The sequence below is a fragment of the Clostridium simiarum genome (assembly GCF_018919175.1).
Taxonomy (GTDB): domain Bacteria; phylum Bacillota; class Clostridia; order Clostridiales; family Clostridiaceae; genus Clostridium_L; species Clostridium_L simiarum.
The window spans coordinates 270839-285980 of record NZ_JAHLQL010000002.1 but is presented as its reverse complement, the minus strand read 5'-3'; the positions used below and the strand labels follow the sequence as shown (position 1 = coordinate 285980).

12 protein-coding genes and 1 riboswitch are annotated in these 15142 nt (G+C 30.6%); of the genes, 3 read left to right on the top strand and 9 right to left on the bottom strand.

All coding sequences use genetic code 11. From position 1 onward, the window contains the following. The first annotated feature begins 569 nt into the window (after positions 1 to 569). Positions 570 to 1298, top strand: coding sequence for an HAD family hydrolase (locus KQI89_RS09310; protein WP_216456872.1), 729 nt, complete (start codon positions 570 to 572; stop codon positions 1296 to 1298). Between the two features lie 158 nt (positions 1299 to 1456). Here KQI89_RS09310 and KQI89_RS09305 read toward each other — a convergent pair whose 3' ends face one another. From KQI89_RS09305 to KQI89_RS09270, 8 genes are all read right to left on the bottom strand, one after another. Continuing rightward, the gene (locus KQI89_RS09305) at positions 1457 to 2497 is read right to left on the bottom strand and encodes a GIY-YIG nuclease family protein (protein WP_216456871.1); all 1041 of its coding nucleotides are present in this window, start codon (positions 2495 to 2497) and stop codon (positions 1457 to 1459) included. 314 nt (positions 2498 to 2811) lie between these two features. Beyond that, positions 2812 to 3789, bottom strand: a complete 978-nt coding sequence (gene lplA, locus KQI89_RS09300) for a lipoate--protein ligase (protein ID WP_216456870.1) — start codon at positions 3787 to 3789, stop codon at positions 2812 to 2814. A 67-nt stretch (positions 3790 to 3856) separates the two neighbouring features. Continuing rightward, on the bottom strand, positions 3857 to 5254 hold the full coding sequence (gene lpdA / locus KQI89_RS09295; RefSeq protein WP_216456869.1) for a dihydrolipoyl dehydrogenase: 1398 nt from the start codon (positions 5252 to 5254) through the stop codon (positions 3857 to 3859). Position 5255: 1 nt separating this feature from the next. Then, on the bottom strand, positions 5256 to 6725 hold the full coding sequence (gcvPB, locus tag KQI89_RS09290) for an aminomethyl-transferring glycine dehydrogenase subunit GcvPB (protein WP_216456868.1): 1470 nt from the start codon (positions 6723 to 6725) through the stop codon (positions 5256 to 5258). Then, the gene (gene gcvPA, locus KQI89_RS09285; protein WP_216456867.1) at positions 6726 to 8069 is read right to left on the bottom strand and encodes an aminomethyl-transferring glycine dehydrogenase subunit GcvPA; all 1344 of its coding nucleotides are present in this window, start codon (positions 8067 to 8069) and stop codon (positions 6726 to 6728) included. Positions 8070 to 8072: 3 nt separating this feature from the next. Next, positions 8073 to 8456 carry a glycine cleavage system protein GcvH gene (gene gcvH, locus KQI89_RS09280; RefSeq protein WP_032120581.1) on the bottom strand — a complete coding sequence of 128 codons (384 nt, stop codon included), beginning with the start codon at positions 8454 to 8456 and terminating at the stop codon, positions 8073 to 8075. A gap of 12 nt (positions 8457 to 8468) precedes the next feature. Continuing rightward, the gene (gene gcvT / locus KQI89_RS09275) at positions 8469 to 9584 is read right to left on the bottom strand and encodes a glycine cleavage system aminomethyltransferase GcvT (protein WP_216456866.1); all 1116 of its coding nucleotides are present in this window, start codon (positions 9582 to 9584) and stop codon (positions 8469 to 8471) included. 486 nt (positions 9585 to 10070) lie between these two features. Then, positions 10071 to 10173: riboswitch (glycine riboswitch) on the bottom strand. A 144-nt stretch (positions 10174 to 10317) separates the two neighbouring features. Beyond that, positions 10318 to 11361 (bottom strand): M42 family metallopeptidase, encoded by a 1044-nt coding sequence (locus tag KQI89_RS09270; RefSeq protein WP_216456865.1) that lies wholly within the window; start codon positions 11359 to 11361, stop codon positions 10318 to 10320. Between the two features lie 266 nt (positions 11362 to 11627). Here KQI89_RS09270 and KQI89_RS09265 point away from each other — a divergent pair, with 266 nt between their 5' ends. Further along, positions 11628 to 11897, top strand: a complete 270-nt coding sequence (locus KQI89_RS09265; protein ID WP_032120578.1) for an ATP cone domain-containing protein — start codon at positions 11628 to 11630, stop codon at positions 11895 to 11897. Positions 11898 to 12350: 453 nt separating this feature from the next. Continuing rightward, the gene (locus KQI89_RS09260; RefSeq protein WP_216456864.1) at positions 12351 to 14114 is read left to right on the top strand and encodes a flavocytochrome c; all 1764 of its coding nucleotides are present in this window, start codon (positions 12351 to 12353) and stop codon (positions 14112 to 14114) included. 100 nt (positions 14115 to 14214) lie between these two features. On the opposite strand, the gene KQI89_RS09255 is transcribed toward KQI89_RS09260, so the two are convergent. Further along, complete coding sequence (locus tag KQI89_RS09255; RefSeq protein WP_216456863.1) at positions 14215 to 15072, bottom strand: magnesium transporter CorA family protein; 858 nt, start codon at positions 15070 to 15072, stop codon at positions 14215 to 14217. Positions 15073 to 15142: the final 70 nt, after the last annotated feature.

The window sequence follows — 15142 nt, the reverse complement described above, 5'->3', positions numbered from 1 at the left end:
TTGACACAATATTCTGAACACCATATAATTAACTTAACAAACAAATTATCTTAAAACCTCTTAATAATAATTCAGGAGGTGATGCAAGAATTTATAAGGGTAGCCTACTTCTAGATTATTAAATATAGAAAGGGTGAGACCACCAAAATATTTAATTTAAATAAATATACTTTTTTCCATTATTTATTCCTCTTTGCAAAGGGTTAATTATAGATTTAACCAATAAATTATTAGGCAGAAGAGAGAATAATAAAAATGGACTTCAAGAAAGGGGCTTCAGTATTGACTGATAATAATCCACCAGAAAATCATTGGAGTTAGGATGATAGCTTAAAAGATTTTATCTTATTATAGCAATCATCCTAACTTCTTTTTTTGATATTTTTCCTCACTCTACTTTAAAATACTTCTAAATACCTTATTCTATAGTTATACATCCCCTCTAATCCCTCCTCTGTCCTTTTCATTCACCTTGGAAAACCTCTGCATTTTGTGATAGAATTATTTGTATATTCTGAAGAACTATAATCATATTAAGGATATATTTTTATAGAAGGGTGTGACTTTTATTGCTTAATACCATATTATTCGACTTAGACGGAACATTATTGCCTATAAACATGGAGGTTTTTGAAAAAGTTTATGTAAAAGAGGTTGGGGATTACTTTAGCGATATGCTTCCTTTAAATGCTTTTAGAGAAATATTATGGACATGTACTAAATCCATGATTGAAAACACAGAGCAAATAACAAATCAAGAGATATTTATAAGAGAATTTAATAAAATAATTAATCATAAAAACATAACTAACGTAACTTTAAATATGTTTATGGATAGATTTGACAAATTCTATGACACTGCATTTTTTAAACTAAAAGACTCTGTGGAAGATGTGAAATCCATGAAAGATAGTGTAAAAATATTAAAAGAAAAAGGCTATAACCTAGTCATTGCAACAAACCCTCTATTCCCAATAAAAGCTATTAACCATAGAATAAGATGGGCAGGCTTCGAACCAAAAGACTTTTCTTATATATCATCCTTTGAAAAAAATAATTATTGTAAGCCTCAGCTAAAATATTACAAGGAAGTTTTGGATCATATAGGAAAAAACCCTGAAGAATGCATGATGGTAGGGAATGATGTACAAGAAGATCTTGTTGCAAAAAGTATAGGTATAAAGACCTTTCTTATTAAAGACCATATACTCCATAGAACTGATGATGAAATTATAACAGACTATAAAGGAGATTATGATGAATTTTTACGCTTTGTAAAATCCCTTCCTAATCTATAAGTACTTTAATGTCTCATATATATTAGGACACTTTATTTAGTTTAACCTGCACTGAACCTGATGTAGCTGAACTCCTCTTTATGAAAGAGTTCATTTAGATTCTATAGAAAATATAATTAAGCTTATGTAAAATATATAACAGAGTAAGTCTATTTGACTTACTCCTTACCCTCATCTAAACAAATTTCTATATAGTGCATATTATTTTTCTTATTTTTAATATATGAATATATTATATGTTGCTCATCTAAATCTTCTTTACATATCTCTTTTAACTCCTCTTTCAAAACATCTTTTTTTTCTATCTGTTCTAAAGCATATTTTCTGAGTTTCCCTTCATTTATAGATTCTTTATCTATCTTTTTATCAAATATAAGTTTGTTACCTTTTATAATAAAAACTTTAGAAGTACTATCATCTATATCTTGAACAGCTATTAATAATTTATTTTTAAGCGATTCTTCTATAACTTCATTTATGCTTTTTATATGATAAATAAGTTTTATATTATCTCTAATTTTAGAAGCCTCTTCAAAGTTTAAGTCCTCTGCCGCCTTCCCCATACTCTTATTTAACTTCATCAATATTGGTCCAGTGTCTCCTTTTAATATAGATTGTACTTCCTCTATATTTGTCTTATATTCCTCAGGACTTAAGCATTTATCACATATAGATTTACATGGGTTTATAGCATAATTTAAACAAATCCTTTTATTTAAATAAGATTTTTCACACCTTATTATAGGATAGATATCCTTAATAATATTTATTAAATTTGTAGTAGCATTAAAACTATTATAAGGTCCGAAGTAAATAGAATTTTTATCCTCTTTTTCTAAAGTAGCTTCTAGGGTAGGAAATTCTCTAGAATAATCTATCTTTATATAGGAATATACATTAGGATTCTTAAGTAATGTGTTATATGGTGGCTTTAAATCTCTTATAAGCTTACATTCTAAAAGCAAAGCGTCCAGCTCAGTATCTGTTACATAAAATTCAAAATCTCTTATATTTAACAGTAATTTTTCAATTTTAGAACTTCTTTGAGAAAGATTATAAAAATAACTACGTACTCTATTTTTTAAATTCTTAGCCTTTCCTACATAAATTATATTTTGAAGAGAGTCCTTCATTAAGTACACACCTGGATTCTCTGGCAAACTTTTAGCTTTATCCTTTAAAATACTATTGTCAATCATGTGTTATCATCCTTAATTTCAATAAATTAAAATATAATTTGATGCTATTTATCTATTTTCATTTTATATTCTAATTTAATTTTAATATAATCCTTTTATAAAAAACAGTCTAATGTTGCTAAAAATCTTATTACATATTTTTCCTTGTAAAATATGTTCTTAATTATTTGTAACTTAAAAATTAAAAGATTTGAATCCTAATTACATACAAAGAATATAATTTCTTTTTGTATATAATTAAGAATCCAAATCTTTTAGCTTAATTTTAGTAAATATAAACTCTCTCAAAAATCCCTATAAATTTAAAATAAGATTTAAAATAGTACCTCTAACAGATTTTCTTTTGATATATTAGACATATACCTTGATATATCCATATCCTCTAGAGCTTTTAAAATCGCACTTCTCTCGTGCTTTATTCCTATCAATTTATTCTCTAAAAATTTTATATCTTCTTTACCAAAGAAATCTCCAAATATTTTAATTTCCTTTATAATTCCCTCGTGCACTTCAATATTACTTTCTACAGTGCCCCCTTGGAATTTTTTCTCTTGTTTGAAATTGTATTTAGGTGATTTCCCAAAATTCCAATCCCAGGTACTATATTTATCCTCTTTTAATTTAGATATATATTCTGTTTCTTGTTCATTAAGTTCTTCAATAATAGCTCCTTTTTTCAATGCTAAATGTTCAAATACCAATTCTTTGAACCTTAAAACATCTATAGAACTGTCCCCTAAATGTTCACTTATATTTGTTACCCTACTACTTATAGATTTAACACTTTTATCGGAAAACTTAATAGGTTTAGCAATAAGGGCTGCACTTAAATCTGTCATGCTTGAGGAAAATAGTAATGTTCCATGATGCATTACTCTATCCTTATGTTTGCATTGAGCATTTCCTGAGAACTTTTTACCTTCTATTAAAAGATCATTTCTTCCAGAGAACTCAGCCTTCACTCCCAAAGTAGCTAAAACCTCAATTATAGGCTCTACAAACTTATAAAAGTCATTAAAACTACCTCCATCATTTACAATAAAGGTAAAATTAATATTTCCCAAATCGTGGAATACAGCTCCACCACCTGTAAGGCGTCTAACAACCTTTATATTATGCTTTCCTACATAATCTTCATTTATCTCTGAGAGTGTGTTTTGATTTTTCCCCACCACTATACAGGATTCGTTTCTCCAGAGCATAAAATATTCCTCATGAGTATGCTTTAATAAATACTCTTCAGTAGCCAGATTGAAATAAGGATTTGTATTTAAATTATCTATATATCTCATGTGGTTTCTCCTTTGTAACTTTCATATTTAATGAACTGTCCCCTATTGTTTTAATCCGTCCCTATGGTTACCTTCTAGTTGGTGCTATATGAATAGCTTCCTTATTTAATCCTAAAACTGCTTCATAAAATGCCTCGCTTAAAGTTGGATGAGCATGAACTGTCACCTTAATTTGTTCTATGTTAAGTTTATTGTTTATAGCTAGAGCACCTTCATGTATAAGGTCTGGAGCATGTGGTCCCATAATATGAACCCCTATTATGGTATTATCCTCTTTAAGTGAAACTACTTTTATAAATCCGTCCCCTTCACCAAGAGCTAATGCTTTTCCATTAGCACCAAACATAAACTTACTTGTGTTATACTCTAATCCCTTTTCTTTAGCTTCATCTTCAGTAATTCCTACAGAAGCTATTTCAGGGAATACAAATATACAGCTAGGTATTATAGCTTTATAAGAATCTTTTATAACCCCTGCTATGTGCTCTACTGCATATACTCCTTGGTGGGATGCGGCATGGGCTAAAAGCGATATTCCATTTACATCCCCAATAGCATAGATACCTTCTACATTAGTTTTTAAATTCTCATCTACTTTAATGCCCTTTTTATCCATAACTATACCTAAGGCTTCTATATTGAGTCCTTTTACGTTTGCACGTCTTCCTTTAGAAACCAAAATTTTATCCGCAGTTATGGCCATTTCTCCTTTTTTGCCTTCAGCGTTTATTACAAGCTTTTTCCCTTGTCTTTCAATAGACTTCACATCTACAGAAGACTGTACTTCTATTCCTTGTTTCTTTAAGTAAGCAGAATATCTTTTGGTAATATCACTATCTACATCTGGAAACATAGTCTTAGAAGCTTTTATAACCTTTACTTTAGTTTTCATAGAATTAAATATTCCAGCAAATTCTAATCCTACTACCCCACCACCTAGAACTACTAACTCTTCTGGAATTTCATCAAATTCTAGAAGTTCATCACTTGTAATAACTCCATCTTCTTCAATGCCTTTTATAGGTGGCATATATGGAACAGAGCCTGTGGCTATTATGATATTTTTTGTAGTTATATCTTGTATACCCTGATTTGTACTTACAGTAACAGTGTTTTTATCTTTTAAAGTTGCCTCCCCAGATATAACTTCTACCTTATTAGCCTTTAAGAGTTGTTCTACTCCTGAAACGAGAGTTTCTACAATTTTATTTTTTCTCTCTTGAACCTTATTAACATTGATACTATAATCCCCCACAGTTATACCATACTCATCTATATTTTCTAATATATTAAGTATTTCCGCATTTCTATAAAGAGCTTTTGTAGGTATACATCCTCTATTAAGGCAAGTCCCCCCTAGCTTATCCTTTTCTATTACGGAAACATTAAGTCCAAGTTGGGCTGCTCTTATGGCAGCCACATATCCCCCTGGACCTCCTCCTATTATAATTAAATCTTTATCCATTCTATACCTCCTGATGGTCTTTCCTCCATTTTACTATTGGAGTTCTTGCAGCTTTTACCTCATCCAACCTTCTTATTGGTGTGTTATGAGGAGCTGTTTTGAAAATCTCAGGATTTTCTTCTGCTTCTTTAGCTATCTTAATCATAACTTCAATAAATTCATCTATAGTTTCCTTACTTTCAGTTTCAGTAGGCTCTATCATAAGAGCGCTATCTACTATAAGAGGGAAATAAACTGTTGGTGGATGGAATCCATAATCTATAAGTCTCTTTGCAATTTCAAGAGTAGATACCCCTGTGGATTTATTTTTTATTCCTGCAAATACTACTTCATGCTTGCAAACCTTATCTATAGCTAATTTATAGTAATCTCTTAATTTTTCTTTAATATAATTAGCATTTAATACAGCTACCTCTGTAGCTTCTTTTAGCCCATCACTACCCATAGTTAATATATAGGTATATGCTCTTACTAGTACACCAAAGTTTCCATAGAAATTCTTTATTTTCCCTAAGGAATCTGGCCTATCATAATCTAAAGTAAATCTATTCTCACATTTTTTAATTGCTGGCACTGGTAAGAATTTTTCAAGATCTTTTATAACTCCAACTGGTCCTGATCCTGGGCCTCCCCCACCATGAGGTGTAGAGAAAGTTTTATGGAGATTTAAATGACAAACGTCAAATCCCATATCCCCAGGTCTTGTGATCCCCATTACCGCATTCAAATTAGCACCATCATAGTACAATAATCCTCCAGCTTCATGCACAAGATCTGCTATTTGCCTTATGTCTTTTTCAAACAATCCTAAAGTATTAGGATTTGTAAGCATAAGACCAGCTATTTCATCATTTAAAGCAGCCTTTAAAGAGTCAATATTTACAGTTCCATCTTCATTCGACTTAATTTCTACTATATCAAATCCTACTACTGTAGCACTAGCTGGATTAGTTCCATGAGCTGAATCTGGAACTATTATTTTAGTTCTCTTTGCATCACCTCTATGCTGATGATAAGCTTTAATTATCATCAATCCAGTAAGTTCTCCGTGAGCTCCTGCAGCAGGTTGTAATGTAAAGGCATCTAATCCTGTTATCTCACATAAATCCTCTGATAGATTATACATAAGCTCTAAAGCGCCTTGTACTTGATCTTCTTTTTGGTAAGGATGAATTCTTAAAAATCCTTCTAATGCTGCCATATCCTCATTAATTTTAGGGTTATACTTCATAGTGCAAGATCCCAAAGGATAAAAACCTTTATCTACACTATAGTTTTTATTAGAAAGAGCTGTATAGTGTCTTACAATATCAACTTGGCTAACCTCAGGTAACTCTGCTGAGTTTTCCCTTAAAAGCTCACATGGCAAAAGTTCTTTAAGCTCCATATTAGGTACATCTAACTCTGGAAGTGAGTAGGCTTTTCTTCCTTCTTTAGAAAGCTCAAATATTAATTTATTATAATTTCTCATCTATATCACCTCCATTACCTTAGCTAACTTATCTATTTCACTTTTTCTTCTATTTTCTGTAACACATAAAAGCATAGCATTTTCATATTTATCATATGGCTTTGATAAATTATATCCACCTAGTATGCCTTTATCTAGAAGTTCTTCATTAGCCTTATCCACATCTTTATCTAAAACCACTGCAAATTCCTTAAAGAAAGGCTTATCTTTAAATAATGGTTTTACTTTTCCTGTTTCCATTAGCTTGTTATAAGCATAATGTGATTTTTTAATACATTGCTCCGCCACTTCTTTAATTCCTGCTTTTCCAAGTGTAGCTAAATATATAGCTGCAGCTATAGCATTTAAGGTTTGGTCTGAGCATATATTTGAAGTTGCTTTTTCACGTCTTATATGCTGCTCTCTTGCTTGCAGAGTTAGAACAAAACCTCTTTTATCATCTACATCTGTAGTCTGTCCTACTATTCTTCCTGGCATTTTTCTCATAAGCTTTGTAGTTGTAGTCATAAATCCTACACAAGGTCCTCCAAAATTCATATTTCCACCTAAGGCTTGACCTTCTCCTACAGCTATATCAGCACCTAGTTCTCCAGGACTTTTTAAAATCCCCAAGGAAATTGGATCTACACTCATTATAAATAAAGATTTATTGTCATGAACCATCTTCTCAACTTCACTAACATCTTCTATTACACCAAAGAAATTAGGACTTTGTATTAAAACCCCTGCAGTGTCCTTATCTAAAATGCTCTTAAGATTTTCTACATCGGTAGTTCCATCTTTTTCTTCTATTTCAACATACTCTACATTCCTAAACTTTAAGTATGTGTCTAGTACCTTTCTTGTTTCAGGATTTACCGTTTTAGACACTAGTACTTTTTTTCTTCTAGTAGATTGAGATACCAATATAGCTGCCTCTGCAGCCGCTGTAGGCCCATCATACATTGAAACATTAGATACATCTAGCCCTGTAAGCTCACAGATCATACTTTGGAATTCGAATACCCCTTGTAATGTACCTTGACTTATCTCCGGTTGATATGGAGTATATGCAGTATAAAACTCTGATCGTGATACTAAATGCTTTATTACAGATGGAATATAGTGATCATAGGAACCTGCCCCTAAAAAGCAGATATAATCATCTATACTTTTATTTTTTAGTGCTAAATCTTTAACTTTTTTTGATACTTCCATTTCAGAAGCTGATTTTGCTATTTTAAGCTCTCTACTCAATAAAACGTTTTCAGGAACATCATTAAAAAGTTCCTGCAAAGTGTTCACACCAATTGCTTTAAGCATCTCTTCTTTGTCTTGATTTGTATTTGCTATATAAGGATACATAGTTTACCCCTCCTTATTACATAACTCCTCATAATCTGCGGCATTCATCAATTCATCTAATTCGCTTTTGTTTGAAATCTCTACGCATAACAACCAATTGTCATAAGGAGCTTCATTTAAAATACCAGGATCATCTACTACTTCTTCATTTATTTTTACTACTTTTCCACTAATAGGTATAAGGGAATCTGAAGCAGCCTTTACTGATTCGATAACTCCAAATACTTCTTCCTTTTCAAATTCACTATCTTCTTCTGGCAATTCCACAAAAACTATTGATCCTAAAGCATGTTGAGCATAATCTGTAATACCTATATAAGCCTTATCCCCTTCAACTTTTACCCAATCATGGTCCTTTGTGTATAATAGTTCTTTAATGATATTCATAATTAATACCTCCTATTTACTCTTTGTTTTTTTAGTATAAAATCTTTTATTTATAATATTTGCTTTTAACTTTCTATTTCTTACTTGTATAAAGATGTCTTTGCCAATTTCTGAGTTTTCTGATTTTATTAAAGCTAGTCCTATATTTTTCTTTAAGGTAGGTGAATAATAACCTGTAGTAACTACACCTATTTCTTCTCCTCCTTCATTTAATACGGTATATCCATGTCTAGCTATACCCCTATCTATCATCTCAAAGCCAACAACTTTTCTCTTTAATCCTTCTGACTTTTGTTTTACCAAAACTTCTTTTCCTATGAATTCTTCTTTATTTAATTTAACAAAGAATCCTAGTCCCCCTTCTAGAGGCGTTATATCTTGAGATATTTCATTTCCATATAAGGGAAGATTAGCCTCAAACCTTAAGGTATCCCTAGCCCCAAGCCCTATGGGTTTTACACCATCTTCTTTTCCTTCTTTTAGTATCTCATCCCATAAAATCTTAATTCCTTCATGATTTGTAGTGTATATTTCAAATCCATCCTCACCAGTATATCCAGTTCTTGATACTAAACAATCTATTCCTTTAATCTTTGCATTTCTTTCAAAATAGAAAAATTTAATCTGTGATAGATTTGTATCTGTCATTCTTTGTAATATTTCTTCTGCCTTTGGTCCTTGAAGTGCTAATTGATAGTACTTTGGTGAAAGGTTTTCGATTTCAATATTAAAACCTTCTTTATTGTCAAGGATCCATTGAAAATCTTTATCTACATTACTTGCATTTACTACCAAAAAGTAATCTTCCTCATCAAACTTGTATAATATTAAGTCATCTACAACTCCACCATTTTCATAACACATTAGAGTATATACAACCTGGTTCTTTTCTAGAATACTTATGTCATTTGTCATAATATGTTGTAAAAATTTTAAAGCGTCTTTTCCTTTTACAGATATCTCTCCCATATGAGAAACATCAAATAATCCTGCTTGATTTCTAACAGCTTCATGTTCTGGGATTAGACCCTCAAACTCTACTGGTAAAGCCCACCCAGCATAATCCACTACCTTTCCCCCATAATTTCCATACAAGTCTATAAGGGGTGTTTTTCTTAAATTCTCCAAAATTAACCCTCCTATTCCTTTAATTTTATTATCAATAAATTTGAGTAACAAATTTAAATGAACAAAGTCATAGATTGCTTTTCTTTTAATTAGGAAACTCATCTTCATAACTTCAGATGAGTAAGCGATTCACACAAGATCATAGATCTTGGTTCTCTGCTTAGGAAACTCATCTTCATAACTTCAGATGAGTAAGCGATTCACACAAGATCATAGATCTTGGTTCTCTGCTTAGGAAACTCATCTTCATAACTTCAGATGAGTACTCAAAGAGTAAGCTACTACCGTCAATCCATAGGCCTTTGGTATCTGCTTAATCTACTATCAGCAAATTGCTTAAGCAATCTAAAAGGGTATAATGGACGCAAGTATATACTTGTGCCATTATACCCTGTAATATTACCTGCGAGATTTCTGTATCTACAAATGAATATAATCTTGTATTTACATTGCTCCTACGGTGCTTTTATAAGCTTTCCAGAGTTCCATCAAACAACGATCCTTTTGCCTGAAAGCTTCTATAAAGGCCTTGGCATACCCCTATATTTCTTCTTCGGCTATCTTTAAAGATATCTCTCGTCATTCTCATCTGGATAATATATGAATTCTTTCTTTAAGCTTATTATAGAGTTTGCTATAGGAAATTTCAATACATTTCGCTATTAATTAAGAATTTTTCGAATGTTTAAATATATACAACTTTTTTCAACTTACAACATACCTAAATAATATCCTATATATTTTGTAGATAATTTATCAAAAGTTTCACATTATTTTCTATAGCTAGACTATGTGTTCTTTCATAGTGATGAGTAGCATCTACCCCAGGTCCTACACAAGCGAACTTAAAGTCTGCACCTTGCTGTATAAGTTGTGTAGCGTCAGAACTATAACTATTAAATACATCAACTCTATAGTCTATGCCATTTTCTTCAGCTATATTCACAAGTTTACTTCTTAATTCATAATCATAAACAGTTTTTCTATCCTTAGCAGCAATAGTGACAGCATATTCAGAAGACTCTTGTCCCTCTCCTACAGGTGCTATGTCAATAGCTATCATTTCTCCTACATTTTTAGGTATACTATTTACTGCAACACCATGTCCCATTTCTTCATAATTACTTATGTATAAATGCGTAGTATATTCAGGCATTATGTTGTTATCTTTGAAATATCTAGCTATTTCAAAAAGCATGGCTACAGCTACTTTATCATCCAAATACCTAGATTTTACAAATCCACTTTCTGTAATTTCGGTTCTTGTATCCATATATACAAAATCCCCTACATTAATTCCAAGAGCTAGCACATCTTCCTTACTTCCAACCTTTTCATCTAATCTTATTAAAATATTATTTTCATTTCTTTGAGAATTTGCAAGTTCCTGCCCATATATGTGAGTGGAAGCCATTTTAGGTATTACAGATCCCCTAAACTTCTCTCCTTTTCTATTTACAACATAGCAATTCTCAGCTTCAATAGCACTAAAGCATCCCCCACCAATTTTTTTATACTTGATCCTTCCATCCTTTTGAATTTCTTTTACCATAGCTCCAAGTGTATCAATGTGAGCTGATATCATAACCTGCTCTTCAGTATTTTTACCTTTTAAAGTTGCAATAAGTGCACCTTTTTTAGTTATAGAAGTCTCTAAACCTAAAGCTTTAAAATCTTTTTCAGCTTCTTCTATAGCTTTTTTAGTATATCCTCCTGGACTTGGTATTTCCATGTACTTCTTCATTACTTTTAATAAGTAATCCATATTAACATTCACTTTAACGCCCCCTACATAGTAAATAATTGTTCATGAAACTAATTAATTAGTAATTAAAGATTTCAAACTAATATATAATTATCAAACTTTTCTTACTCCTTTTTATTATAATACAAAGAAGAACTTAATAAAAATGATATCAGCTAGCATTTTTAAATATATCCTTAATTTATCTTTTTTTAGAAGCTTATAAGTGCTAGTTTCTCCTTATCACATTTTGCAATATTCTGAAAAAAGATGTATAATTATAGAAAGGAGGTATCATAATGAAAGTAATAAAAAGAAGCGGAAATTTAGAAGAATTTAATGAAGAAAAGTTAAAAACTAGTATATTGAATGCTGCCTCAGATGCTAAATCACCCTTAAACCAAGGTGATATAAAGTGTATAATTAAAGAAATTTGTAATGAAGTAAATAGAATTCGTAATAACAAAACCTCAAGTTATGAATTGTTTGCTTTAACTGCTTCAGTTTTGAAAAAACATGGTTTTAAAAAGGTAGTTAAGGAATATGTTGCTTTTGCCTTAGAAGAATAAAAACTAATTAAGGTTTAGTAAATTCAGAACTGAACTGTAAAATTTTAAAAGACATATCTTAATAAAAGGTTTCACTTAATAAAATAGAGTCTAGCATCTAAAAGCACCCTTTGCTTTAGATGCTAAACTCTATTTTGCTTTTAATGTATAGGTTTTATTTAAATAGAATAACTTTTTCTCTAACATTCCTTCATATGAAGGTAATGAAAATTTATAATTTTCACATTTTTCTACAAAATCTTTATCATTATGTGAGTTTTTTTTATTTTCTATATAATATATTAAACATTTTAAAAATAAACACCAATTAAATAGCGCTTTTGTTAAAAAATTATCCTAATGAGTCTAATTATGATATTTTTTTAACTAAATTTCTATATTTTATTGAAGGGCATTAAAATTTATGCTAAACTAGTAAAGGTTTAAATTTTATTTCACTCAGGAGGTAAATACATGAAAGCTTTTAAAAAACATTTGTCATTATTTGTAGCGATGATTATGTTATTTGCATTAATGGCTACAGGCTGTGCTCCTAGTTCAAAAACTTATGTAGGAGAAGGCAAAGGAAAACACGGTGCTATAAAGGTAGAAGTTACCGTAGAAAAAGATAAAATAACAGACATAAAACTTTTAGAAAACACTGAAAACAAAGTACTAAGTGAACCTGTTTATGAAAAAATTAAAAATCTTATAGTAAAAGAAAATAATGCTAATGTAGACATAGTTAGTGGTTCAACTGCTACAAGTAAGGGATACATAGAAGCTGTTCAAGACGCTCTAAAAAAAGCAGGCTTAAAATTATCCGAAAACAAGATAGCCGTTAAACCTTTAGAAGAAAAAGAAACTACTCAAGAATATGATGTAGTTGTAATTGGTGGCGGTGGTGCTGGCTTCAGTGCTGCATTAGAAGCAAGCAAAGCTGGCTCAAAAGTTGTTATATTAGAAAAAATGCCTACAGTAGGTGGTAATACATTAATCTCTGGTGGAGAAATGAACGTACCAGCTAACTGGGTTCAAAAGAATTTAGGACTAACTAACGATAGTGCTGACTTATACTACAACGATACAGTAAAAGGTGGAGATGGTAAAGGTGTACCTGAAATGATCAGAGTGCTTGCTGACAATGCTTTACCTGCTGCTGAATGGTTAAGAGATTATGTTAATGTTAAATTTTTAGATAATCAATTATTTCAATTTGGTGGACACTCAGTTAAGAGAGCATTAATTCCAGAAGGTCATACTGGAGCAGAAATGATCTCTAAATTCCAAGCTAAAGCTGATGAATTAAAAATCCCTGTTAAAGTAGAAACAAAAGCTGAAGAGTTATTGCTTGAAAATGGTCGTGTTGTTGGAGTTAAAGCAAGCAATGCAGCTGGACAAGCTCTTACATTTAAGGCTAAAAAGGGAGTAATAATAGCTAGTGGTGGATTCGGATCCAACGTAGAAATGAGAAAGAAATATAACCCGGAAATGGATGAAAAATATTTAACTACAGATACTCATGGAACAACTGGTGATGGAATAGTAATGGCAGAAAAGTTAAACGCTAATACTATGAATATGGAATATATCCAAACATACCCTATAGCTAACCCTGTAACAGGAGTTATTTCATTACTTGCAGACACAAGATTTGATGGTGCTATATTAATAAACCAAGAAGGAAATAGATTCGTAGAAGAGCTTGAAAGACGTGACGTAATATCAAAGGCTATATTAAAGCAAACTGGCGCATATACTTACCAACTTTGGAATCAAGAAATAGCAGACATAACAAACAACATGGATTCCCATAAATCCGAATATGAGGAATTAGTTGAACAAAAATTAATTCATAAAGCTGACACTTTAGAAGAGGCAGCAAACTTCTTTAATATTCCTATAGATAGCTTAAAAGCTACAGTAGAAAAAGTTAATGAATTTGCAAAGAACGGAAAAGATTTAGATTTTAATCATAGAGGTAAATTAATTTCTTTAGAAAAAGGACCTTACTACATTCAAAAGGCAGTTCCATCTGTTCACCATACTATGGGAGGTATTGTAATAGATAAAGATGCTAGAGTTATGGACAAAGATGGAAATGTAATTAAAGGATTATACGCTGCAGGAGAAGTTACCGGTGTAATTCACGGAACAAATAGACTTGGCGGTAATGCTATAACAGATATAGTTACTTTCGGAAGAATAGCTGGTCAAAATGCAGCTGAAGAAAAGTAATATTAGCCTTAAATAGATATTAACTTAAATAAAAGGTAGATTATAAAGATTTATTTTCTTATATAGTCTACCTTTTTATATTAAAATAGCTTTTATTTTTCTAATACTTCTTATTTTTTCTAAGGTAAAAAACTCCAACCACTACTGCAAACATCATAATTGCTAAGATTATATAAAACCCTTGTGGATGCTCTAATAAAGGCATAAATTTAAAATTCATACCAAATACTCCTGAAAGTATACTAGCTGGAAGCAACATTACTGTAATAAAAGTTAAAAGTTCCATAGTTTTATTCATTCTATTAGAGTATATTGAATTATAAATATCTATACATGAATATATAGCTGACTCAACACTTTCTGCTAGATTGAGAGTATCTTCAAAAGAAAAAAACAACTTATCATAGAGCTTAATATTTTCAAATTCATCTTCAAGATAAATTAATATAGATTTATAATAATTAGTACATCTTTTTATCATATATATTTTCTTTTTATCTTTTAATAAAGATTCAAGTTGTATACTATCCTTAGCTACGGCATCTTCAAATCTAAACTCTACATTATCTTCTAGCTTTATTAATTTTTCATCATACTTTAACATAAGAAATTGAAATAAAGATAAAAATACAGTTTTATAATCAAGTTCTCTATTCCTGCTTATCTTTTCCTCTATAAACTCAATAAATCCTTTTTCTTTAAAGTATAGGGACAATAACCCCTCTTCTAATACAGCTTCAACTCTTCTTTTATTTAATTCATCTACATAAGGCATGTTAATAACTATCTTATTCCTATCCTTTATTTCTACATCTCTACTAAAGTTAATATTAGAATTTCTTTTAGTAAATATATCTTCATAACTATCTGTAAGATATAATACTGCATCTTCATTATTTACATCTTTATAAGTTTTATTTTTTTCTATTTTACCATCTTTATATAAAACTATACCCATAGCAATCTCTCCTTTATAATATTATAATATATTTAAGCACATTAGAATATACAATGATAAGGAGTGGTTT

Excerpts from the sequence above, each read along its gene's own strand:
- gcvH (WP_032120581.1), bottom strand. The coding sequence starts at position 8,456 with ATGAATATCATTAAAGAACTATTATACACAAAGGACCATGATTGGGTA.
- lpdA (WP_216456869.1), bottom strand. The coding sequence starts at position 5,254 with ATGGATAAAGATTTAATTATAATAGGAGGAGGTCCAGGGGGATATGTG.
- KQI89_RS09265 (WP_032120578.1), top strand. The coding sequence starts at position 11,628 with ATGAAAGTAATAAAAAGAAGCGGAAATTTAGAAGAATTTAATGAAGAA.
- KQI89_RS09305 (WP_216456871.1), bottom strand. The coding sequence starts at position 2,497 with ATGATTGACAATAGTATTTTAAAGGATAAAGCTAAAAGTTTGCCAGAG.
- KQI89_RS09255 (WP_216456863.1), bottom strand. The coding sequence starts at position 15,072 with ATGGGTATAGTTTTATATAAAGATGGTAAAATAGAAAAAAATAAAACT.
- lplA (WP_216456870.1), bottom strand. The coding sequence starts at position 3,789 with ATGAGATATATAGATAATTTAAATACAAATCCTTATTTCAATCTGGCT.
- gcvPA (WP_216456867.1), bottom strand. The coding sequence starts at position 8,069 with ATGTATCCTTATATAGCAAATACAAATCAAGACAAAGAAGAGATGCTT.
- gcvPB (WP_216456868.1), bottom strand. The coding sequence starts at position 6,725 with ATGAGAAATTATAATAAATTAATATTTGAGCTTTCTAAAGAAGGAAGA.
- KQI89_RS09260 (WP_216456864.1), top strand. The coding sequence starts at position 12,351 with ATGAAAGCTTTTAAAAAACATTTGTCATTATTTGTAGCGATGATTATG.